We start from the raw sequence: 19,319 nt of genomic DNA on the forward strand, positions 1-19,319 counted from the left end.
TTGGGACAGGAGAGACCTCCTGAGACCCCTGAAACGAGTGATGGAGGCTGGGGTCGGAATCGAACCGGCGTACACGGCTTTGCAGGCCGCTGCATAACCACTCTGCCACCCAGCCGGGTGAGGCATCGTCCGTCCGACGCGTGGGGATCGCGCCTTAAACGGAAAACCCCGGCGGCACCGGGGTTCGCAATGTTCTGGAGCGGGAAACGAGATTCGAACTCGCGACCCCAACCTTGGCAAGGTTGTGCTCTACCACTGAGCTATTCCCGCCCGACAGGGACGCAATAATAGCGTTTGTCGCAGAACTGTCAAGCGCCTTGGCGCGCCGCCAGCATGTACTGCACCATGGAGACCAGCGTCAGGACGGCCGCGAGGTAGAGAAGCCACTCGCCCAGGAGAAACATGGGGACCGGCCCGACCGGCACGGCCCAGAGCAGCAGAAAGATGGACACCATCTGGGCGGAGGTCTTTACCTTGCCAACCCAGGAGACCGCCACGCGCGCCCGCTTGCCCACGCCGGCCATCCACTCGCGCAGCGCCGAGATCGCGATCTCGCGGCCGATGATGATGATCGCGGCAACCGCGATGCCGATGCCGGCAGCGGTGTGCACCACCAGCACCAGTGCCGCCGCGACGATCAGCTTGTCGGCCACCGGATCGAGAAAGGCACCAAAGTGCGAGGTCACCTCGAGGCGGCGCGCGAGATAGCCATCCAGCCAGTCGGTGAAGCCCGCCAGCGCGAAGATCAGTGCTGCAACGATGCCGCCCCAGGGTGTCGGCAGCAGGTAGAACAGCAGCACCATCAGTGGAATCAGGGCGATGCGCGACCAGGTCAGCCAGTTGGGCAGTTTGCGTAGCATCTCAACTCTCGTGAAAACCTTCGTAGATCGCGCGGGCCAGGCTTCGGCTGATGCCGGGAACCTTGGCCAGTTCATCCACCCCCGCCCGTGTGATCCCGCGCAGCCCGCCGAAGTGGCGCAGCAGGGCCGTCCTTCGCTTTGGCCCCAGCCCCGGAATCTCCTCCAGACGCGATTCCCGGCGTGCCTTGGCACGTCTCGCCCGATGCCCGGTGATCGCAAAGCGATGGGCCTCGTCGCGGATCTGCTGGATGAGGTGCAGCGCGCTCGACTGCGCGGGCAGTATAGAAGGCCCTTCCACCCCACTCAACACCAGGGTTTCCAACCCAGGGCGCCGGTCAGCGCCCTTCGCTACGCCCACCACCCGCAGCCCTTCGAGCCCCTGCGCACGCAGCACGTCCAGGGCCTGGCTGACCTGGCCCTTGCCACCGTCGATGAAAAGGATATCGGGGACCTGGCCCTCCCCCTTCTTCAGGCGGGCGAAACGGCGCTCCAGCGCCTGGTGCATCGCTGCATAGTCGTCGCCAGGCTCGATACCGGCGATGTTGAAGCGCCGGTAGTCGGATTTGATCGGACCCTCGGGCCCGAACACCACGCAGGAGGCGACCGTGCCCTCCCCCTGGGTGTGAGAGATATCGAAGCACTCCATGCGGCGGGGAAGCTCGGGCAGGTTCAGCGCGGCGGCCAGGGCCTCGAGGCGCGCCTGCTGGCCGGCCTTGCCGGCGAGGTGTGTCCGCAGTGCCAGTTCGGCATTGCGCTCAGCCATGCGCAGCCACTCCGCCCGCTGCCCGCGCGTGGACCAGGCGAGCTTGACCCGGCTGCCCCGTCGCTGCTCCAGCAGCGCTTCCAGAGCCTCTGGCTCCTCCGGGCGCTCGGACAGCAGCACCTGTCGGGGTGGTTCCCTTTCCGCGTAGTACTGAGCCAGGATCGCGGTCATGATCTCGGCGTTGCCGGTTTCCTCCGGCAGTTTCGGATAACGCACGGCGTTGCCGAGGTTCTGACCATTGCGCACGAAGAAGATCTGCACGGCGGCGGACCCACCCTCCCGCGCGAGGGCAAAGATGTCGGCATCGCCCTCGCCGCCGGCCACGTACTGCTGCTCGGAGATCTGCCGCAGGCTGGCGATCTGGTCGCGCAGTCGCGCTGCCCGCTCGAAGCGCAGTTCCGCCGCCGCCGTTTCCATGCGCTGGACGAGGTCGCCGATCACCCGATCGCTGCGACCTTCCAGGAAACGCAGGCTGGCGTCGACGTCGGCCGCGTATTCGTCCGGATCGATCAGGCCGACACAGGGCGCGGTGCAGCGCCCGATCTGGTGCTGCAGGCAAGGCCGGCTGCGATGGGCGAACACGCTGTCCTCGCACTGGCGCACGAGGAAAAGCTTCTGCAGGAGATTCAGGGTGTCGCGCACCGCGACCGTCGAGGGATACGGACCGAAGTAGCGAACGCCCTTTTTCCGGGTCCCACGATGGAAGCCAAGCCGAGGGTAGTCGTGATTGGAAACAAAGATATAGGGATAACTCTTGTCATCCCGCAAGAGGATGTTGTAGCGCGGCCGGTGGCGCTTGATCAGGTTCGCCTCGAGCAGCAGGGCCTCGGCCTCGGTCTGCGTCACCGCGACGCGGATGTCGGCGATCTGCGCGACCATGGCGCGGGTCTTCGGGCTGCGCTCGCCGGCCGTGCGGAAATAACTCGCGATGCGCTTGCGCAGGCTGTTCGCCTTGCCGACGTAGAGCACGGTACCGGCATCGTCCAGCATCTGGTAGACGCCGGGCGCTGGCGTGCAGGTCTTCAGAAAGGCCTTGTGATCGAACGCGGGCGCGGTATCGCTCATGCGTTCAGGATAACCGGGCGCGGATCTCCCGGAACAATTCCTCGAACATCGCGGTCGTCAGGCGGCGGGTCTGGGTGTTGTAGCGCGAGCAGTGGTAAGAGTCGAACAGGCGCCGCCCCTGCCCCAGGTCGTGCTCGGCGGCGTGCGCGAAGGGGTGCGCAGCGAGAGCGAGGCCCTGGGCGCGCAACACCGCGTCGTGGGCGATACGGCCCAGGGCCAGGATGATGCGCGGGGCCACGGCGTCGATCTCCGCGGCCAGGAAACCGTTGCAGGTACGGATCTCGGCCGGCGTCGGCTTGTTCTGTGGCGGCAGGCACTTTACGGCGTTGGTCACCCGGCAGTCCTTCAGGACCAGCCCATCGTCGGGTGCGACCGCGTTGGGCTGGTTCGAGAACCCGAAGGCGTGCAGGGTGTGATAGAGGAGGATGCCGGCATGATCGCCCGTGAAGGGCCGCCCGGTCGCGTTGGCGCCGTGCATTCCCGGTGCCAGACCGACGATCAGCAGGGGAGCATTGCCGGGCCCGAACGGCGCCACGGGCGCGGCGTGGTAGCCGGGATGGTCGCGCCGCACCGCAGCGAGGTGCCCGGCGAGCCGCGGGCAGCGCACACAGGCCGGATCGAAGGTCACTGTGTCGTTCACCAGCGCGAGTACGGATGTCGGGCGAGTTCGCTGTTGTAGTAGCGTGGGTCGTCCGACACCTCCGCCCCCAGCCAGTCCGGCCGCGCGAAAGCCTCGTCGGCGTCCTCCAGTTCGATCTCGGCGACGATCAGACCCGCATTGTCGCCGACGAACTCGTCGATCTCCCAGAGGTGGCCTTCGTACCTGACCTCGTGGCGTGTCTTCTCTACGACCTCGCCGGCAAGTTCCGCAAGCAGCACCCGGGCCTGCTCGGCAGGGATCGGATATTCGAACTCCAGCCGCTCGACGCCGAGAGTGGCGCTCTTGATGTTGAGGTTGGCCTGATCGCCGTCGATCCGTACCCGCACCGAGGCGCGCGTGTTCCCGCACAGATAGCCTTGCCGCAGCGTCCGGGATTCGTGCACGGACGAGCGCCACCCATCGTTCTTTAACAGGAACTTGCGTTCGATTTCTCGAGCCATTTGGTATTTTTTGCTAGCGTACTTGACGAAGGGTAGCGCGGCCGGCGTCCGGTGACCAATCGCAACCGACTGTGATGGCGGCAGGTGCCGGGGCCCACCCGGGCCGGCGGATCGCGATCGGGGGTCGCTGCTGCGGGGGGTTACATGCGGATCAGGGCGGCGCCCCAGGTGAAGCCGCCGCCGAAGGCCTCGGTCAGGATCAGTTCGCCCGGCTTGATGCGCCCGTCGCGCACGGCGACATCCAGCGCCAGCGGGATGGAGGCGGCGGAGGTGTTGCCGTGGGTATCCATCGTGACCACGACGTGATCCATCGACATCGCCAGCTTCTTCGCCGTCGCCTGGATGATCCGGATGTTGGCCTGGTGCGGGACCAGCCAGTCCAGTTCGGACTTGCTGATGCCGTTGTGCGCCAGGGTCTCGTCCACGATCTGGTCCAGCGTGTTGACCGCGACCCGGAACACGGCGCGGCCCTCCATCCGGATCTTGGTGTCCGCGACGTCGTTGCGCGACACCCCGCCCGGCACCTCGAGCAGCGCCCGGTGGGCACCGTCGGCATGCAGGTGCGTCGAGATCACGCCCGGCTCGTCCGAGCGCGAGAGGATCACGGCACCCGCACCGTCGCCCCAGAGGATGCAGTTACCGCGGTCGGTATAGTCGGTGATCCGCGACAGGGTTTCGGCGCCCACGACCAGGACGTGCCGGCACTGTCCGCCCCGGATGAATTGATCCGCGGTGGCCAACGCAAACACGAACCCGCTGCAGACGGCCTGCAGGTCAAAGGCCGGACAGCCGCCCACGCCCAGCTTGGCCTGCAGCAGGCATGCAGTGCTGGGAAAGATCTGGTCCGGGGTGGTGGTGGCGACCAGGATCATGTCCAGGTCGGCCGCGCGCAGCCCGGCGGCATCGAGTGCCTGGCGCGAGGCGTGCAACGCCAGGTCCGAGGTTGTCTCGCCGGGTGCCGCGATGTGCCGAACCCGGATCCCGGTGCGATCGAAGATCCACTCGTCGGTGGTATCGATCATCTTCTCCAGATCGGCATTGGTCAGAAGGCCCTCTGGCAGGTAGCCCCCGGTACCCGTGATACGTGAAAAGCTCACACTTCCACCTCCTGGCGCAACATCCGTCCGAGCTGCTTGTCGATGCGCTGCGGCACGTTGGCCTCGACCTCCTTGCGCGCGATCCGGACCGCATTCTGGAATGCGAGTTCGTCGGCGCCGCCGTGGCTCTTGATGACGATCCCCTGCAGACCGAGCAGCGAGGCGCCGTTGTAGCGCCGGGGGTCGATGCGATTGCGGAAACGGTTCAGCACCGGCAGCGCCACCAGCCCCCGCAGGCGCGTGAGCCAGTTGCGCTTGAATTCCATCTTGATGTTGTCGGCGATCATCCGGGCCACGCCCTCGCTGGTCTTCAGCGCGACGTTGCCGACAAACCCGTCGCAAACGACGACATCGACGTCGCTGCAATAAACGTCGTTGCCCTCGACGAAGCCGATGTAGTTCAGCGAGGACTTTTCCAGCAGGTGGGCCGCCTCACGGACACGGTCATTGCCCTTCATGGCCTCGGAACCGATGTTCAGCAGACCGACCCGGGGCGATTCCACGCCGTCGATGGAAGTCACGAGGACCGAGCCCATCACCGCGAACTGGTACAGGTGGGCGGCCTCGACGTCGATGTTGGCACCGAGGTCGAGCATGTGGGTGTGGCCGAACAGCGAAGGCAGGGCCGTGGCGATCGCCGGGCGGTCGATGCCGGGCAGCGTCTTCAGCACGTAGCGCGCGGTAGCCATCAGCGCCCCGGTGTTGCCGGCGCTGACGCAGGCGTCCGCGCTACCGAGTTTTACCAAATCGATGGCCCTGCGCATGGAGGAATCCTTCTTGTTCCGCAGGGCCACCGCGGGAAGCTCCTCCATGCCCACCGTCTGCGAGGCGTGCACGACCTGGGTGCGCGATCTGGCCTTCTCCGGCCAGTGGCGCATGTGGGCCGCGATCACCGCCTCGTCGCCTACGAGGAGCAAGCCGATGTCGGCGGTCTCGCCCAGCGCCGCGAGGGCGGCCGGCATGATCACGGAGGCCCCGTGGTCTCCGCTCATTACGTCCAGCGCAATGGTATACCTGTGATTCATGCCGATCGCGACCTGCTCTCTTTCCGCATGACACCGAGCGTCCGCGCGTTCGCCCGCCCAAAAGCGCTCCCGCATCGGCCTGCCCCGGAATGACAGATCCGGGCGGGGAAGGACAATGGGTCAGGCGAAGAGGTCAGACCATCAGACCCAGCCGGACCCGGCGCGCGGCATGCGGGGATTGACCCGACGTGAAAGAGCCACGGAACGATGCGTCCCGCGGCCCGTAACAAAGACCTGGACTGGTGGATCAATCCTCGTCGTCTTCGACCGCCAAATCCTTCTGGATGACCTGGCGCCCACGATAGAAGCCATCGGGCGACACGTGGTGCCGGCGATGAACTTCCCCGGTGGTCGGTTCGATCGAGAGGGTGGCACCCTTCAGGGCGTCATGCGAACGGCGCATGCCGCGCTTCGAAGGGGTCATACGGGCTTGTTGAACGGCCATGGTGCTTCTCCAGTATCCTGAATTCGAAAATCCGGGCGCAGTGTATAAGGTTTCGAGCGCGCGCGTTAGCGCTTCTTGCGCAGTTCCTGCAGAACGGCGAACGGGTTCCCCGCATCCCGGTCGCCCCCTCCCGCCTCGAACTCGTGCGGCAGACGCGCCTGGCAATCCTCGTGCCTGGGCGCCAGCGGCAGCGCCAGGAGGATCTCCTCCTCGACGAACTCGGCGGGCCGCAAACCGTCCGGTCCCACCTCGAGAAACTCCTGATCGTCTCCCAGCGCCGGTGGCGGGCCCGTCGGATCGACCAGGACCACGTCCGGCTCCAGGCTGAAACGCCAGGTCAGCGGCTGCAGGCAACGCTGACATTGCTGCCCGATCTCGCCGGTGATCGTGCCCTGAAGCCGGGTCTCGCCGAGTGCGCCCCGCACGACGCTCAAGCCAATGCGAACCGAAACCGACGAGCCTTCCAGCGCGGCGGCACGGACCCGCGGCAGTTCATCGCCCCCAAGGTCCCCTTCCCACCGCTGGTTCAGGGCGCGGGGAAGGAAGGGATCGAGAGAAACGGGAATGCGGCTCATACAAGGGCGCGGAATATACCCGCGCCGGGGTTTTCTGTCAAAGCGAACAGAGGTTTACTTGCAGCGGCGAGAAGCCTTGCGGATACTGGGTGGTCCACATCCTCGACAGGACTCAGGGCGTGCTCCCGATCCGCAAACTGCTCATTGCCAACCGCGGCGAGATCGCCGTGCGCATCATCCGTGCCTGCGCGGAGATGGGCATCACCTCGGTCGCCGTCTTCACCGATGCCGACCGGCACGCCCTGCATGTAAAGAAGGCCGACGAGGCCTATTCGATCGGGCCGGACACCCTGGGCGGCTACCTGAACATGCACCGGCTGATCAACGTGGCACGTGCCGCCGGCTGTGACGCGGCCCACCCCGGTTACGGATTCCTGTCCGAGAACCCCGACTTCGCGGCGGCCTGCGCGGCGCGCGGGATCCGGTTCGTCGGGCCATCTGCCGCGGTGATCCGCAGCATGGGCGACAAGGTGGCGGCTCGCTCCGCGATGATCGCAGCGGGCGTACCGGTCGTCCCGGGATCGGATGGCAACCTTGCTGACGTCGAGGCCGCGCTGCCCATCGCCGACAAGGTCGGCTACCCGGTGATGCTGAAGGCCACCAACGGCGGCGGCGGACGCGGCATCCGGCTGTGCACCGATCCCGAGAGCCTGCGCCGCAACTTCGATCGGGTACGTTCCGAGGCAACCCGTGCCTTCGGCAGCACTGACATCTTCCTGGAGAAGGCGATCGTCAATCCGCGCCACATCGAGGTGCAGATTCTCGCCGACAGTCATGGCAACGTCACCCACCTGTTCGAGCGCGACTGTTCGATCCAGCGCCGGCACCAGAAACTGATCGAGATCGCGCCGTCGCCGCAACTGACCGAAGAACAGCGCGCGTTTGTCTGCGAGGCCGCGGTCACCGCCGCACGCGCGGTCAAGTACGAGAACGCGGGCACCGTCGAGTTCCTGTTGGACCACGATGGGTCTTTCTATTTCATGGAGATGAACACGCGTCTTCAGGTTGAACATCCGATCACGGAGATGATCACCGGGGTCGATATTGTCCAGGAGCAGTTGCGCGTGGCGGCCGGCCTGCCCCTGCGTTACCGGCAGGAGGACATCACCCGCCGCGGCTATGCGATGGAGTTCCGCATCAATGCCGAGGACCCGGAAAACGACTTCCTGCCCAGCTTCGGGCGCATCACCCGCTACTTCGCTCCGGGCGGCCCCGGAATCCGTACCGACGGCGCGATCTACACCGGCTATCAGATCCCTCCGCACTACGATTCCATGTGCGCCAAGCTCATCTGCTGGGCGCTGGACTGGGACCTGCTGCTCGCCCGGGCCGACCGCGCCCTGCGCGACATCGGCGTCTACGGGGTCAAGACCACGATTCCCTACCACCTGGCGATCCTGAACCACCCGCAGTTCCGCACCGGTATCTTCGACACCGGCTTCATCGGCGCGCATCCGGAGTTGACCCAGGTCCACGAGGCCCGCCCCAACCGCAACCTCGCAGTCGTCATCGCCGCCGCCCTGGCTGCCCACCACGGTCTTTAGGATCACCCCATGAGCCGAGTACACATTACCGACGTCACCCTGCGCGACGGCCATCAGAGCCTGATCGCCACCCGCCTGCGGACCGAGGACATGCTGCCGATCTGTCCGCAACTGGACCGCATCGGCTTCCATTCCCTGGAGGCCTGGGGCGGCGCCACCTTCGATGCCTGCGTACGGTTCCTGAAGGAAGACCCCTGGGAGCGCCTGCAGCGGCTGAAGGCGGCCCTTCCCAACACGCCACTGCAGATGCTGCTGCGGGGCCAGAACCTGCTCGGCTACCGCCACTACGGGGACGACGTGGTACGCAGTTTCGTGCAGCGAAGTGCCGAGGGCGGCATCGGGATCTTCCGCATCTTCGATGCCATGAACGACGTCCGGAACCTGCGCGTGGCGATCGAGGCCACCCGCGATGCCGGAGCCCATGCCCAGGGGACGATCTGCTACACCACCAGCCCGGTGCACACCGCGCGCCAGTTCGTGGCCATGGCGCGCGAGATGGTGGACATGGGCGCGCAGAGCGTCGCAATCAAGGATATGGCCGGTCTGCTCACCCCGACCGCGACCCGCGAACTGGTTGGTGACCTGGTCGAGGCGGTCGACGTGCCCATCCACCTGCACGCCCACGCGACCTCGGGTCTGTCCGAGCTTTGCCACTGGCAGGCCATCGAGGCCGGCTGCCACCACATCGAGACGGCGATCTCCTCCTTTGCCGGCGGCACCAGCCATCCACCGACCGAAAGCATGGTGGCGGCGCTGGCCGGCACCCGCTTCGATACCGGGCTGGATCTCGAAGCGCTGCAGGAAATTGGCGCCTACTTCCGCGAGGTGCGCAAGAAGTACGCGCGCTTCGAAAGCGACTACACGGGCGTGGACACGCGCGTGCAGATCAACCAGGTGCCCGGCGGCATGATCTCCAACCTGGCCAACCAGCTGCGCGATCAGGATGCGCTGGACAAGTTCGACGCCGTCCTGGTCGAGATCCCGACCGTCCGCGAGGATCTCGGCTACCCGCCCCTGGTCACGCCGACCTCGCAGATCGTCGGTACCCAGGCGGTGATGAACGTGCTGGCGGGAGAGCGCTACAAGGTCATCACCAACGAGGTCAAGCACTACCTGATGGGCCACTACGGCAAGACGCCGGGCCCGGTCAATCCGATCATCCGGGGCAAGGCGATCGGCAATGCCGAGGTCCTGGACTGCCGCCCCGCAGACCGCATCGCACCGGAAATGGACAGTCTGCGCGTGGAAATCGGCGAGCTCGCGCTGAACGAAGAGGACGTGCTCACCTATGCGCTGTTCCCGGAGGTCGGGCGCCAGTTCCTGCAGCAGCGTCGCGACGGCACCCTGCTGCCGGAACCCCTGAATCCCCCGCAGGCCTCGACCGCCGAGGGCTGTCCGGCCCCGGTGGAATTCAATGTCACCTTCCACGGCGAGACCTACCACATCAAGGTCACCGGGAGCGGCCATCACCGCGAGGACTCCCGGCCGCTCTACGTGACCGTTGACGGTCTGCCCGAGGAGGTCCTGCTGGAGACCCTGGAGGAGATCGACGTCACCCCCGGAGCAGCGGCAAGCGGCGATGGCGGCAAGCGCAGCCGCAAGTCCGGTCCGCGTCGCGCCACCCGCCCCGGCGATGTCACCACCTCCATGCCGGGAACGGTGATCGACGTGCTGGTCAGCGAGGGCCAGGAGGTCACGGCCGGCGACCCGGTACTGGTGATCGAAGCGATGAAGATGGAGTCCGAAATTCCGGCTCCGATCACCGGCACGGTCAAGACCGTCAACGTGACCAAGGGTCAGGCCGCGAACCCTGACGACGCCCTGATCGAAATCGAGGCCTGAGTGCAGGGCACGCGCAGCCTCGTTCTGGCATCGACGTCGGCCTACCGCCGCTCCCTGCTGGAGCGGCTGCATCTCGTTTTCGAGACCGCGCGGCCGCAGGTCGAGGAGTCCCGGCAGCCCGATGAACCGCCGGAGGCCATGGCCGAGCGGCTGGCCGTCGCGAAGGCTGCGGATGTCGCCCGACGCTATCCCGATGCGCTGATCATCGGCTCGGACCAGTGTGCCGCCGTCGGAGAGCGCATCCTGGGCAAACCCGGAGGCCACAAGCAGGCACTCGAACAGCTGAGGGCACTCTCGGGACAGCGCGTGGTGTTTCACACGGGCCTGTGCCTGATCGACAGCGCCTCGGGTCGCCAGTGGCGCGCGGTAGTCCCCTACACCGTGCACATCCGCGAACTGGAAACGGCGGAGATCGAGCGCTACCTGCGGCTGGAGAAACCCTATGACTGCTCCGGCAGCTTCAAGTCGGAGGGACTGGGTGTCGTCCTGTTCCGGCGAATGGAAGGCGATGACCCCACAGCGCTGATCGGTCTGCCGCTGATCCTGCTGTGCGCCTGGCTCCGGGAAGCCGGACTGATACTGCCTCCCGAGGCGCCGTGACCCGACATGCCGGGGTGCCGGGGCACGATGCTGATTTGCGGCCATGGGTGGGTACGAGACCCGTCGGGTTACGCCCTTTGGGCTAACCCGACCTACAGTTTGCGGCGTTTCATCGTCAGCGGTGGCGCGGGGCCTTGAAAGTTAGCCTGAAAATGAAGTATTCCCCACAATTGTCTAAAAAATCGTTGATTCCGCCGCTCCGGGACAACGAACGAGCGAAATATCCGCCAGATTTCTCGAAAAATATTGATCTGGATCACTATTTTCCGGTACCGTTTGCTGAATATTAGCAAACACTGATGCTTTGCGACGGATTCTGCGGGAAAACTTGAAAAACGCCTGTGAAGACGTCTTTAATTAGGATTCGCATTACAGAGACCGCTGGCGCGCGCCCTTCGCGATAGCGGACACCGCAGGGAGTACGATCCAGTACAGGACGTACACCAACAAGGGCTCAACAACCTAGGAGATTCTTGATATGCGTAAGTCAATGAAAGTTCTGGCTGCTGCCGCTCTGATCGGCGCGTTCGCGATTCCCATGTCCTCCAGCGCCCAGTGGGGCGGCCCTGGCTGGGGCGGCCCTGGCTACGGCGGCTATGGTCCCGGTTACGGCTACGGCCCGGGTTACGGGCGCGGCCTGGGTGACATGTTCGGGTTTGGCGACATGTTCGGCGATTTCGACTTCACCGCCCGCGGACGCGGCGCTGGCCATGGTTACGGCCGCGGCTACGGCGATGCCTACGGCTATGGTCGCCCCTATGGCTACGGCTACCGCCCCTACTACGGCGCTCCGTACGGCGCTCCGTACGGTGCTCCCTGGGGCGCCCCTCAGGCCCCTCAAGCCCCTGAGGCCCCTGAAGCCGAGTAAGGCAGCCTGAAAGCGATCAACCGGCCTACCGGTTGAACGCGAGGCCCGGTCCGAAACGACCGGGCCTTTTTTTGCGCCGTTTCCCGCCGACCCTTCCTCTCGTGTCCTCGGACCCGCGGCACCGCTGACGATGAAATCGGGAGCGCCTATGGAGTGCGGCGGCTTGCCGCCGCTGTGGGGAGCTGGGTGATCCGACGCCCAAAAAGCGGGAGCAAGCTCCCGCACTCCATAAGCGGGAGCGCCCCAGGGAGCCTCCAACGACACTCCCGGATCGACGTCCGAGGAGGAGCACGTTGCTACTCGGCGATTTCAGGGTCCGTGGCCAGGTGGCCCAACAACCGATCGATCATCGCCTTGGCACTCGCGTGATCGTGCAGAGCGCCCGCGGGCCGCCCCCAGACCGGACCCGGCCAGGCGGCGTCTCCCGGGAAACGCGCAACGTGGTGCAGATGCAGCTGTGGCACCACGTTGCCGAGCTTGGCCACGTTCAGGGCCTTGGGTGCAAAGGCCGCGTCCATGGCCGTCGCGAGGACCCGGGACTCCTCCATCAATCGGGCCAGGTCCGGGGCCGCGAGCCGGTGGAGCTCCGTGACCGCGGCCAAGCGCGGGACCAGGATGAACCAAGGGTAATCCGCATTGCGCATCAGCAGCACGCGACAAAGCGGAAAATCGGTGACTTGGACGGTATCCTGCGCCAGGCGCGGATCGAGTCGGAATTCTTCGCTGGTTCCGTTGCTTGCCATATCGTTTCCTTGGGCTGAAGGTTCCTGAACGGGTCCAACGATAAACGACCACACGACCCCGCCGAGGACGAAAGAGGCCTTAGGGCTGTCATCCGCTGGCCCGGCGGTAGCCAGGGCGCGGACTCCGGGACTTCGACCCTCACCGGATGACGGATGATGCTGCGAAACGGCCCTACGGAAAAACCCGTATGCCGGCCTGCCCGCCTTTCGCCTAGACTCATCCCAGAGCCTCAACCAAGGTCCATCCATGTCCACGGCCCCGGTGCCCCTGGCCCGCCCGCATTCCCGCACGGAGACATCCGCCTCCTGGGTCTGGCTTGCGGGCCGCAGCGTCATGCTGATCGCCCTCTATTATGCAGTGGGTTTGTGGGGGTTTGTGTTCACGCCAGATGCCTACGGAATACCCCTGGTGTGGCCGGCCACGGGCGTGGGCCTGGCCTTCGTCTACGTCTACGGCTACCGGCTGCTGCCGGCATTGGGCATCGCCGCCTCGCTTGTCACCTGGCAGTTCACCAGCGCGACGATGCCCCTGCCAGAGGCTCTGGGCATCGTCGCCGCAACGTTAGCCGGGGTGGCCCTGGGCAGCTACGGGCTTCGCCGTTTCGGGTTCTCGGCCAAGTTCGAGCGCCTGCGCGACGTGTGGCTGCTGCTGCTGATAGGGGGCCTCGCGGCCTCGGGCTCGGCCGCGACCGCAGGCGCCTGGGGCATGGCTGCGAGCATGGAAACCTTGCGCTTCAGCAATACCTGGTGGCTATGCTGGATGGCGGATCTCATGGGACTGATGCTGGTGGCGCCGGTGCTCCTCACCTGGCTGGGGGCGGGCATCACCCGTCACGCTGAACAGAACCACGCGAAGGCAGCAGTCCTGGGCTTCAGTCTCGTCGCCATCGCCGGCGTCGTCTATGCCGGGCAACTGCCGACCGGCATCGCCATGCCGCTGTCCTATGCCGTGTTTCCACTCGTGATGCTGGCGGCGCTGCGCTGTCCGGTCCAGATCACCACCGGCCTGACCATGGCGGCCGGCGCGATCGCGCTCTCCGGCACGGGCTGGGGCATGGGACCATTCGCGGAGATGGGGCTGGACGTGAGCCTGCTCTCGTTGAATGTACAACTGGCATTACTGGTGCTGACGGCCCTGGTACTCAGCGCGCTGCGCGGCGAACGCGAGACCGCGGAGGCACGCGCCCGACAACACCTGGATGAGCTTGCGCGCGCCGGGAGGCTGAGCACACTGGGGGAATTGTCCGCCGGCCTGGCCCACGAACTCAACCAGCCGCTGTGTGCCTTGGCCAGCTATGCCCAGGCCAGCAAGCGCCTGCTCGAGCGCGGCAGGATGGAAGAACTCAAGGACGCACTGGGACAGCTCGACGCCAGCGCACACCGTGCGGCCGAAACCGTTCGGCAGATGCGCGCCTTTGCCGCGGGACAAAGCCCTGAGTTCTCCTCGATCGCCCTGCCGGACCTGCTGCGGCCAGTACTGGATCTGCTGCGCCCCGAACTGCGGCGAGGCCGTGTGCAGTTGGACGTCTCGATGCCGAACGCGTTGCCCCGGATCAGGGTCGCTCCGGTACAGATGGAGCAGGTCCTCGTAAATCTGCTGCGCAACGCAATGGAGGCCACGGAGGGGCTTTCGGATCGCCAGGTGCGCCTGTCGGTGCAAAGAGACGATACCGAACTGCGGATCAGCGTCACCGACAACGGCCCGGGCATTCCGCAGCATCGCCTTACGGCTCTCTTCGACCCCTTCGCCACGTGGAAGGTCGGCGGCCTGGGCCTTGGGCTATCCATCAGCCGATCCCTGGTCGAGGCCCATGGCGGGCACCTGACTGCCCGCAACCGCGAGGCAGGCGGTGCCGAGTTCCGATTCACCCTGCCCGTGGAGGACAGCGATGCCCGCACCTAGACTCCCCCAGGTCTACCTGGTTGACGACGATGCCGACGTGCGCACTGCCGTCAGCCTGCTCCTGAAGACCGAGGATTTCCGCGTCACCGCCTTCGCCGATGCCAGCTCGGTGCTCGCAGCCGTCGACGATACGACCCCGGGGTGCCTGCTCCTGGACGTGCGCCTCCCCGACATGGACGGACTGACCCTGCATCGCCAGCTCAAGGCGCGCAGCGTCGGCATGCCCGTAATCTTCATCACCGGTCACGGAGACATCCCGATGGCGGTCAGGGCCGTCAACGAAGGTGCCCTGGATTTCCTGGAAAAACCCTTCCACGATGACGCCTTGATCGAAGGGGTTCGTCACGCCCTGGCCCTGGATGCGGAACAGCGTGCCGAAGCCGCGGATATGGCGGAGGTGGAGGAACGACTGGCCTCGTTGACCCCACGCGAGCGGCAGGTTCTCGAGGCCCTGCTCGATGGCCAGCCGAATAAGCTGATCGCCCGGCACCTCGACGTCAGCGTGCGCACGGTGGAGATCCACCGAGGCCACCTGATGCAGAAGATGGGCGCCAAGAGCGCCTCCCACCTGGCGCGTCTTGCGCTGGCCTGCGCCGGCTACCGGGACCGTTTGGTGCCGCACTGAAGAGTGCGGAACTCTCTCGCCGGTCAACGCACGCGCCGGAATCGGCCTCGAGGCTCACATGGCGACCGGTGCCAAAATCTCGGAAATCCGCTCCTTTCCATGAGCACCTGTTAAAATTCTGGTGATTGCCATCATGTGCCGCGGGTGCGCGCGAGAGCAGACACGTGCAAGAAGTCTTCATCGGGCGCCAGCCCATTTACGACCGCGATATGCGGACGCAAGCCTTCGAACTCCTGTTTCGTGCAAAGGACGAGGGACAGGCGGTCTTCGTCGATGGCGACGCCGCGACCTCCGAGGTAATCCACAGCAGTCTGATGGACATCGGGTTGCAGCGGCTGGTCGGCAACAAGACGGCCTTCGTGAATCTCACGCGCTCGTTCCTGACCAATGGCACCGCCTTCGTCTTCCCCAAGGACCGGGTCGTGCTGGAGGTCCTCGAGGACATCGAGATCGATGACGAGGTGATTGCCGGGGTACGCGCTCTCACGGAGAGCGGGTACAGCATCGCGCTGGACGACTACATCTTCGATCGAAGCCATGCGCCACTGCTGCACCTGGCCAAGATCGTGAAAATCGACCTCACCCAGCTCACCCAGGCGGAGTTGCATGAACACGTGCGCGAACTCCGCCAGTACGACGTGAAGCTGCTCGCGGAAAAGGTGGAGACGCAGGAACAGTACCTGTCCTGCCTCGGCCTGGGCTTCGAGTACTTCCAGGGTTATTACCTCAGCCGACCCGTGGTGGTTCAGGGTCAGCGGTTGCCGACGAGTCGTCTGGCGGTGATAGAACTCGTCAACAAGCTGTATCGCGCCAACGTGGATCTGCGCGACCTGGAAGCGCATATCTCCAGGGATGTCTCGCTCAGTTACCACCTGCTGCGCTTCATCAATTCCGCGTTCTACGGTCTGTCCCGACCCGTCGAGTCCATTCGCCGCGCGGTCGTCTACCTTGGCCAGAACGCCATTCGCAACTGGATCACGATCATGGCGTTACGTGCCATGGACGACCAACACAGCGACGTGCTGGTGACCGCCCTGGTCCGTGGACGCATGGCCCAACGGCTGGCGGAGGAGTGCCAACTGGCGCACTCGGACAGCTTCTTTACGGTGGGCATCTTCTCCATTCTCGAGAAAATGCTGCACCTGCCGATGGAGGAACTGCTGCAGGAACTGCCCCTCACCGAAGACGTGAATGCCGCGTTGTTGCACCGCGAGGGTCCGATGGGGGATGCTCTGACCTGTGCCATTGCTTTCGAATTCGACAGCGCCAGCGAAACCCGCCGCTTTCGGGGACTGGACGAAGAGCGCACGGGCCAGATCTACCTCGAAGCGGTGGCCTGGGCTCACGATATAGAAGCCACCGTGGCCCAGGCTATTCCCCCAAGTCCCAGGTACCGGCGCAGATAAAGCGGCTGTCGTCGAAACAGGTGGCATCTACGACCTATACTCGACCGACGCCATTTGAGGGCCCCCTCAGGCGTTTCTTGCAGACACCCTACCAACCGGAGGTTCAGAACATGAAAGCAGCCATCGTGGTGATGTCCGACCCTGAAGCCAACAACGACGAAGCCCTGGGACGGGTGTTCAACGCGCTCGGGGTGACCTACGACTTCAAGAACCACGGCGATGAGGTCACCCTGATTTTTCTCGGCGCGGGGACGCGCTGGGCCGCTCAGCTCGCCAAGGCGGACCACCCGCTGAACGCGCTCTACCAGTCGGTCGAGGACAAGGTGGCGGGGGTCTCGGCAACATGCTCGGATTTCTTCGGTGCGGCCGGCGACGCCGAGCAGGCCGGCTTCGCCATGCTGAAAGACAACGCAGCCCCCGGGACCGCCGGCCTGCCCAGCCTGCGCGCCCTCGCGGCCGACGGTTACCAGATCATGATCTTCTGATTCCCGGCAGGGAAAAGGCATGCAGGATCGCTGCGATCGGGGGGCGTTGGCAGCGCCCCACCCTCGCCACGCAGGCCTGTTAGGGCGCGGGCGTGACGTAAGGCGTAAGCGATGAAAACTCCTGACTGACCCAGCCGACGATGTCCTCTGGGGAGCGGACCTGGTAGAAGGCCTCGCCGGTTTCAAGGAGCTGCAACTCCACAGGAGCCTCGAGTACGCGCAACACCGGGCTGTCTAGCGAGGGCGCGGCGCGCAGATTGACCCGCGTGCCCGGCGGCAGAAAGACGCGTGCCAGGTCTTCTTCGGCGGTTTCGTGTGCTTCCGGCAGCGCCGGGATGCCCTCTATGAAAGGCGAAGCCGTGTCGGGGGACATTGCGGCGTCGGGGGCAGGTGCGACCTCTGGCTCTGCCGGTGCGGGCTCGCCGAGGTCGCGCTCACCCGCTTCAGGAGCAACCTCGAGGTCCGCGACGGGCGCGCCCACTTCGTCGACCCCGGCGTCTCTCGCCGGGGACGACAACCACGTATGGATGGCGAAACCGAACAGGCCGATCAGCAGTAGCAGGAGGCCCAGCGCACCGATGATGCGATTCCAGTGGTAGATGAACTCGGTCTTTGGCGGTTGCGTCGGGGACCCGGCACCGGTCCTCGTCTTTCGCTGGCGTGTTGGGGGCGTGGTGTTCATGGGCTCCTCCACCGATAGGGGCGTGCTCCCGGTGCCGTGTACGGAAGAGCCGGCCCCGACACCGACCACTTCAGCCTCGGCAGGACCGTCCAACGGCTTCGCGCAGCCCGCCGGCAGAACGTGCGCGAAGGGTAGCGCGCCATCCTGTCCGCGGGGCACGGTGCTCAGGGGCCGGACCAGGGACTGGCGGTCGATTGCACTGTACTTCATCCAATGCCCCGAAAGCTAAGGCGCGCCCGGGACCTTTGTCAGTATAAACGCTCGTTTCGTCCGATCGACTCTGTTCCTCGCACGCCTCGGCATCTTCGGGCGGCCTTCGACTGAGCCGCGCGCCGCATCATGGGTCTGTGTGACCGGTTACCGGAAATAGATCTTTCCCGATTAATCCGGTCAAGGCCCTGTCCAGTCCCCCCTCGGCGGCAATGCGCAGACCCGGTCACGCGCCTCCTCCAGGGGCAGTTCCTCGCCTGCCGGGAGCTCGCGATCCGGATCGTCGATCCAGGACGCGATGTCAGACAGCGTATCCTCTGCCCCAAGGTAGCGGGTGAGCATGTGGTAGCCCTCCGGGTAGAGCGCGATGCGCGGCCGTGCGTCGCCCGCTTCTTCCGACAGGCGCTCCCACCACGCACAGACCGGTCCGGGCGGAATCACCAGGTCCTTGAGGCCGTAGAGCACCAGCACCGAACGGTCCAGCCGATGTGGGTGCAGCAGTGCGTCCCCCATGAGCCGGGTCAGACCGCGCAGCGTGTCCACGCGGGCCCTGCTGTACACCAGCGGATCCTCGCTCAGGGTTTCCATGACCTCCGGGTCGTCCGTCGCCTCAAACCCCAGCCAGTCCACGGCTTCTACGGAAAAGGTCGCACCCGGAGCGATCCTGAGCATGATCCAGAGGCCCAGACGTTGATACCAGGGCATCGTATCCGCCCCCCAGACCGCCGGGGCCAGCAACACCGCACCGTCGACATCCAGCCCCGGGTTCTCGGTCAGCGCCCGCAGCGCGACCGCACCACCCATGCTCTCCGCGATCAGGTAGAGGCGGCGCTCGGGGTAGCGCGCCCGAAGCAGGTCCGTCATGCTGCGCAGATCGCCGACCAGGGTGTCGCCACCGGGCCAGATGCCCGGCTGCCTCGTCGCGCCGAAGCCCCGCTGGTCGTAGGCGTAGATGCTGGCCAGCCCCGACGCCACCAACGCCTCCGACAACACGGAAAATGCCCGGCCGTAATCCCCGAAACCATGCACCCCGAGAACCACGTCCGCCGTTGGCTCCTGCGTTTCCCAGCGGTGAATCGGCAGCACATGGCCATCCGCCATCACGGCCTCACGGTCGGAAAGTACGGGCTCATGGATCGGAGGGCCCGCGGGCTGTAGCTGGATTCTTCCGCAGGCGGGCAGCAGGAACACGAGTGCGGTCACGAACAGGGCAAACAGGACAAGGCGGAGCACGGAACCACCTCCGGAATCAGCAAAGAGTCATGTCAGGGACTGAAAAACCTCTCGCCCGACCCACCGGGCAGGCTCCTAGACTCTGCCAGAAGCCAACCGCACCCGAAACCCGATGGTTCTCGCACTCACCCATGGCCGCAACGCAGCATCGTCCCGGGGTGCGGCACCCCTGATGATGAGAAGCCGCAAACTGTAGGTCGGGTTAGCCCAAAGGGCGTAACCCGACGGGTCTGGTACCCACCCAAGG

The 19,319-nt window shown here is 65.6% G+C and carries 19 protein-coding genes and 2 tRNA genes; 8 read left to right on the forward strand and 13 right to left on the reverse strand.

The genetic code is table 11. From position 1 onward, the window contains the following. Positions 1 to 41 precede the first annotated feature (41 nt). The 10 genes from EA346_RS10845 to EA346_RS10890 all read right to left on the reverse strand — a co-directional run bounded on the left by EA346_RS10845 (position 42) and on the right by EA346_RS10890 (position 6,931). Positions 42 to 115: transfer RNA gene (locus EA346_RS10845), tRNA-Cys, on the reverse strand. 80 nt (positions 116 to 195) lie between these two features. Continuing rightward, positions 196 to 270 (reverse strand) — tRNA-Gly (locus tag EA346_RS10850). Between the two features lie 38 nt (positions 271 to 308). Next, complete coding sequence (pgsA, locus tag EA346_RS10855; RefSeq protein WP_296758466.1) at positions 309 to 860, reverse strand: CDP-diacylglycerol--glycerol-3-phosphate 3-phosphatidyltransferase; 552 nt, start codon at positions 858 to 860, stop codon at positions 309 to 311. A 1-nt stretch (position 861) separates the two neighbouring features. After that, positions 862 to 2,688 (reverse strand): excinuclease ABC subunit UvrC, encoded by a 1,827-nt coding sequence (gene uvrC / locus EA346_RS10860; protein WP_296758468.1) that lies wholly within the window; start codon positions 2,686 to 2,688, stop codon positions 862 to 864. A 4-nt stretch (positions 2,689 to 2,692) separates the two neighbouring features. Next, entirely contained in the window at positions 2,693 to 3,328 is a 636-nt protein-coding gene (locus EA346_RS10865; RefSeq protein ID WP_296758470.1) for a uracil-DNA glycosylase, read from the reverse strand. Then, positions 3,325 to 3,789 carry a CYTH domain-containing protein gene (locus EA346_RS10870; RefSeq protein WP_296758472.1) on the reverse strand — a complete coding sequence of 155 codons (465 nt, stop codon included), beginning with the start codon at positions 3,787 to 3,789 and terminating at the stop codon, positions 3,325 to 3,327. The genes EA346_RS10865 and EA346_RS10870 overlap by 4 nt, the downstream gene beginning before the upstream one ends. Positions 3,790 to 3,929: 140 nt before the next feature. Continuing rightward, positions 3,930 to 4,886 carry a beta-ketoacyl-ACP synthase III gene (locus EA346_RS10875; RefSeq protein ID WP_296758473.1) on the reverse strand — a complete coding sequence of 319 codons (957 nt, stop codon included), beginning with the start codon at positions 4,884 to 4,886 and terminating at the stop codon, positions 3,930 to 3,932. After that, positions 4,883 to 5,911, reverse strand: a complete 1,029-nt coding sequence (gene plsX / locus EA346_RS10880) for a phosphate acyltransferase PlsX (RefSeq protein ID WP_296758474.1) — start codon at positions 5,909 to 5,911, stop codon at positions 4,883 to 4,885. The genes EA346_RS10875 and plsX overlap by 4 nt, the downstream gene beginning before the upstream one ends. A 247-nt stretch (positions 5,912 to 6,158) precedes the next feature. Next, the gene (gene rpmF / locus EA346_RS10885; protein WP_296758476.1) at positions 6,159 to 6,356 is read right to left on the reverse strand and encodes a 50S ribosomal protein L32; all 198 of its coding nucleotides are present in this window, start codon (positions 6,354 to 6,356) and stop codon (positions 6,159 to 6,161) included. Between the two features lie 65 nt (positions 6,357 to 6,421). Then, positions 6,422 to 6,931, reverse strand: a complete 510-nt coding sequence (locus EA346_RS10890) for a YceD family protein (RefSeq protein WP_296758478.1) — start codon at positions 6,929 to 6,931, stop codon at positions 6,422 to 6,424. Positions 6,932 to 7,050: 119 nt separating this feature from the next. Between EA346_RS10890 and EA346_RS10895 the strand changes: the two genes are divergently transcribed. From EA346_RS10895 to EA346_RS10910, 4 genes are all read left to right on the forward strand, one after another. Next, entirely contained in the window at positions 7,051 to 8,475 is a 1,425-nt protein-coding gene (locus EA346_RS10895; RefSeq protein ID WP_296758499.1) for an acetyl-CoA carboxylase biotin carboxylase subunit, read from the forward strand. 9 nt (positions 8,476 to 8,484) lie between these two features. Then, entirely contained in the window at positions 8,485 to 10,317 is a 1,833-nt protein-coding gene (gene oadA / locus EA346_RS10900) for a sodium-extruding oxaloacetate decarboxylase subunit alpha (RefSeq protein WP_296758480.1), read from the forward strand. After that, positions 10,318 to 10,917 (forward strand): Maf family protein, encoded by a 600-nt coding sequence (locus tag EA346_RS10905; RefSeq protein ID WP_296758482.1) that lies wholly within the window; start codon positions 10,318 to 10,320, stop codon positions 10,915 to 10,917. Between the two features lie 478 nt (positions 10,918 to 11,395). Next, positions 11,396 to 11,785 (forward strand): sulfur globule family protein, encoded by a 390-nt coding sequence (locus EA346_RS10910; protein ID WP_296758485.1) that lies wholly within the window; start codon positions 11,396 to 11,398, stop codon positions 11,783 to 11,785. 296 nt (positions 11,786 to 12,081) lie between these two features. On the opposite strand, the gene EA346_RS10915 is transcribed toward EA346_RS10910, so the two are convergent. After that, complete coding sequence (locus tag EA346_RS10915) at positions 12,082 to 12,528, reverse strand: HIT domain-containing protein (RefSeq protein WP_296758487.1); 447 nt, start codon at positions 12,526 to 12,528, stop codon at positions 12,082 to 12,084. A 247-nt stretch (positions 12,529 to 12,775) separates the two neighbouring features. Here EA346_RS10915 and EA346_RS10920 point away from each other — a divergent pair, with 247 nt between their 5' ends. The 4 genes from EA346_RS10920 (at position 12,776) to EA346_RS10935 (ending at position 16,947) form a co-directional block, all read left to right on the forward strand. Continuing rightward, a complete protein-coding gene (locus EA346_RS10920; protein ID WP_296758489.1) occupies positions 12,776 to 14,431 on the forward strand; it encodes an ATP-binding protein in 1,656 nt (551 codons plus the stop codon). After that, positions 14,418 to 15,056: a response regulator gene (locus EA346_RS10925; RefSeq protein WP_296758491.1), complete on the forward strand. Its 639-nt coding sequence runs from the start codon at positions 14,418 to 14,420 to the stop codon at positions 15,054 to 15,056. Before EA346_RS10920 ends, EA346_RS10925 begins: the two co-directional genes overlap by 14 nt. Positions 15,057 to 15,220: 164 nt before the next feature. Continuing rightward, positions 15,221 to 16,462: an HDOD domain-containing protein gene (locus EA346_RS10930; RefSeq protein WP_296758493.1), complete on the forward strand. Its 1,242-nt coding sequence runs from the start codon at positions 15,221 to 15,223 to the stop codon at positions 16,460 to 16,462. Between the two features lie 110 nt (positions 16,463 to 16,572). Then, a complete protein-coding gene (locus EA346_RS10935; RefSeq protein ID WP_296758494.1) occupies positions 16,573 to 16,947 on the forward strand; it encodes a DsrE family protein in 375 nt (124 codons plus the stop codon). 79 nt (positions 16,948 to 17,026) lie between these two features. On the opposite strand, the gene EA346_RS10940 is transcribed toward EA346_RS10935, so the two are convergent. Together EA346_RS10940 and EA346_RS10945 are read right to left on the reverse strand one after the other, a co-directional pair. Then, complete coding sequence (locus EA346_RS10940; protein ID WP_296758496.1) at positions 17,027 to 17,839, reverse strand: SH3 domain-containing protein; 813 nt, start codon at positions 17,837 to 17,839, stop codon at positions 17,027 to 17,029. Between the two features lie 180 nt (positions 17,840 to 18,019). Next, on the reverse strand, positions 18,020 to 19,072 hold the full coding sequence (locus EA346_RS10945; protein WP_296758497.1) for an alpha/beta fold hydrolase: 1,053 nt from the start codon (positions 19,070 to 19,072) through the stop codon (positions 18,020 to 18,022). Positions 19,073 to 19,319 lie beyond the last annotated feature (247 nt).

Origin of the sequence: Thioalkalivibrio sp. (assembly GCF_007692535.1) — a bacterium.
Taxonomy (GTDB): Bacteria; Pseudomonadota; Gammaproteobacteria; order Ectothiorhodospirales; family Ectothiorhodospiraceae; genus Thioalkalivibrio.

Excerpts from the sequence above, each read along its gene's own strand:
- EA346_RS10915 (WP_296758487.1), bottom strand. The coding sequence starts at position 12,528 with ATGGCAAGCAACGGAACCAGCGAAGAATTCCGACTCGATCCGCGCCTG.
- uvrC (WP_296758468.1), bottom strand. The coding sequence starts at position 2,688 with ATGAGCGATACCGCGCCCGCGTTCGATCACAAGGCCTTTCTGAAGACC.
- pgsA (WP_296758466.1), bottom strand. The coding sequence starts at position 860 with ATGCTACGCAAACTGCCCAACTGGCTGACCTGGTCGCGCATCGCCCTG.
- EA346_RS10935 (WP_296758494.1), top strand. The coding sequence starts at position 16,573 with ATGAAAGCAGCCATCGTGGTGATGTCCGACCCTGAAGCCAACAACGAC.
- EA346_RS10925 (WP_296758491.1), top strand. The coding sequence starts at position 14,418 with ATGCCCGCACCTAGACTCCCCCAGGTCTACCTGGTTGACGACGATGCC.
- oadA (WP_296758480.1), top strand. The coding sequence starts at position 8,485 with ATGAGCCGAGTACACATTACCGACGTCACCCTGCGCGACGGCCATCAG.
- EA346_RS10920 (WP_296758489.1), top strand. The coding sequence starts at position 12,776 with ATGTCCACGGCCCCGGTGCCCCTGGCCCGCCCGCATTCCCGCACGGAG.
- rpmF (WP_296758476.1), bottom strand. The coding sequence starts at position 6,356 with ATGGCCGTTCAACAAGCCCGTATGACCCCTTCGAAGCGCGGCATGCGC.
- EA346_RS10870 (WP_296758472.1), bottom strand. The coding sequence starts at position 3,789 with ATGGCTCGAGAAATCGAACGCAAGTTCCTGTTAAAGAACGATGGGTGG.
- EA346_RS10940 (WP_296758496.1), bottom strand. The coding sequence starts at position 17,839 with ATGAAGTACAGTGCAATCGACCGCCAGTCCCTGGTCCGGCCCCTGAGC.
- EA346_RS10910 (WP_296758485.1), top strand. The coding sequence starts at position 11,396 with ATGCGTAAGTCAATGAAAGTTCTGGCTGCTGCCGCTCTGATCGGCGCG.
- plsX (WP_296758474.1), bottom strand. The coding sequence starts at position 5,911 with ATGAATCACAGGTATACCATTGCGCTGGACGTAATGAGCGGAGACCAC.
- EA346_RS10890 (WP_296758478.1), bottom strand. The coding sequence starts at position 6,931 with ATGAGCCGCATTCCCGTTTCTCTCGATCCCTTCCTTCCCCGCGCCCTG.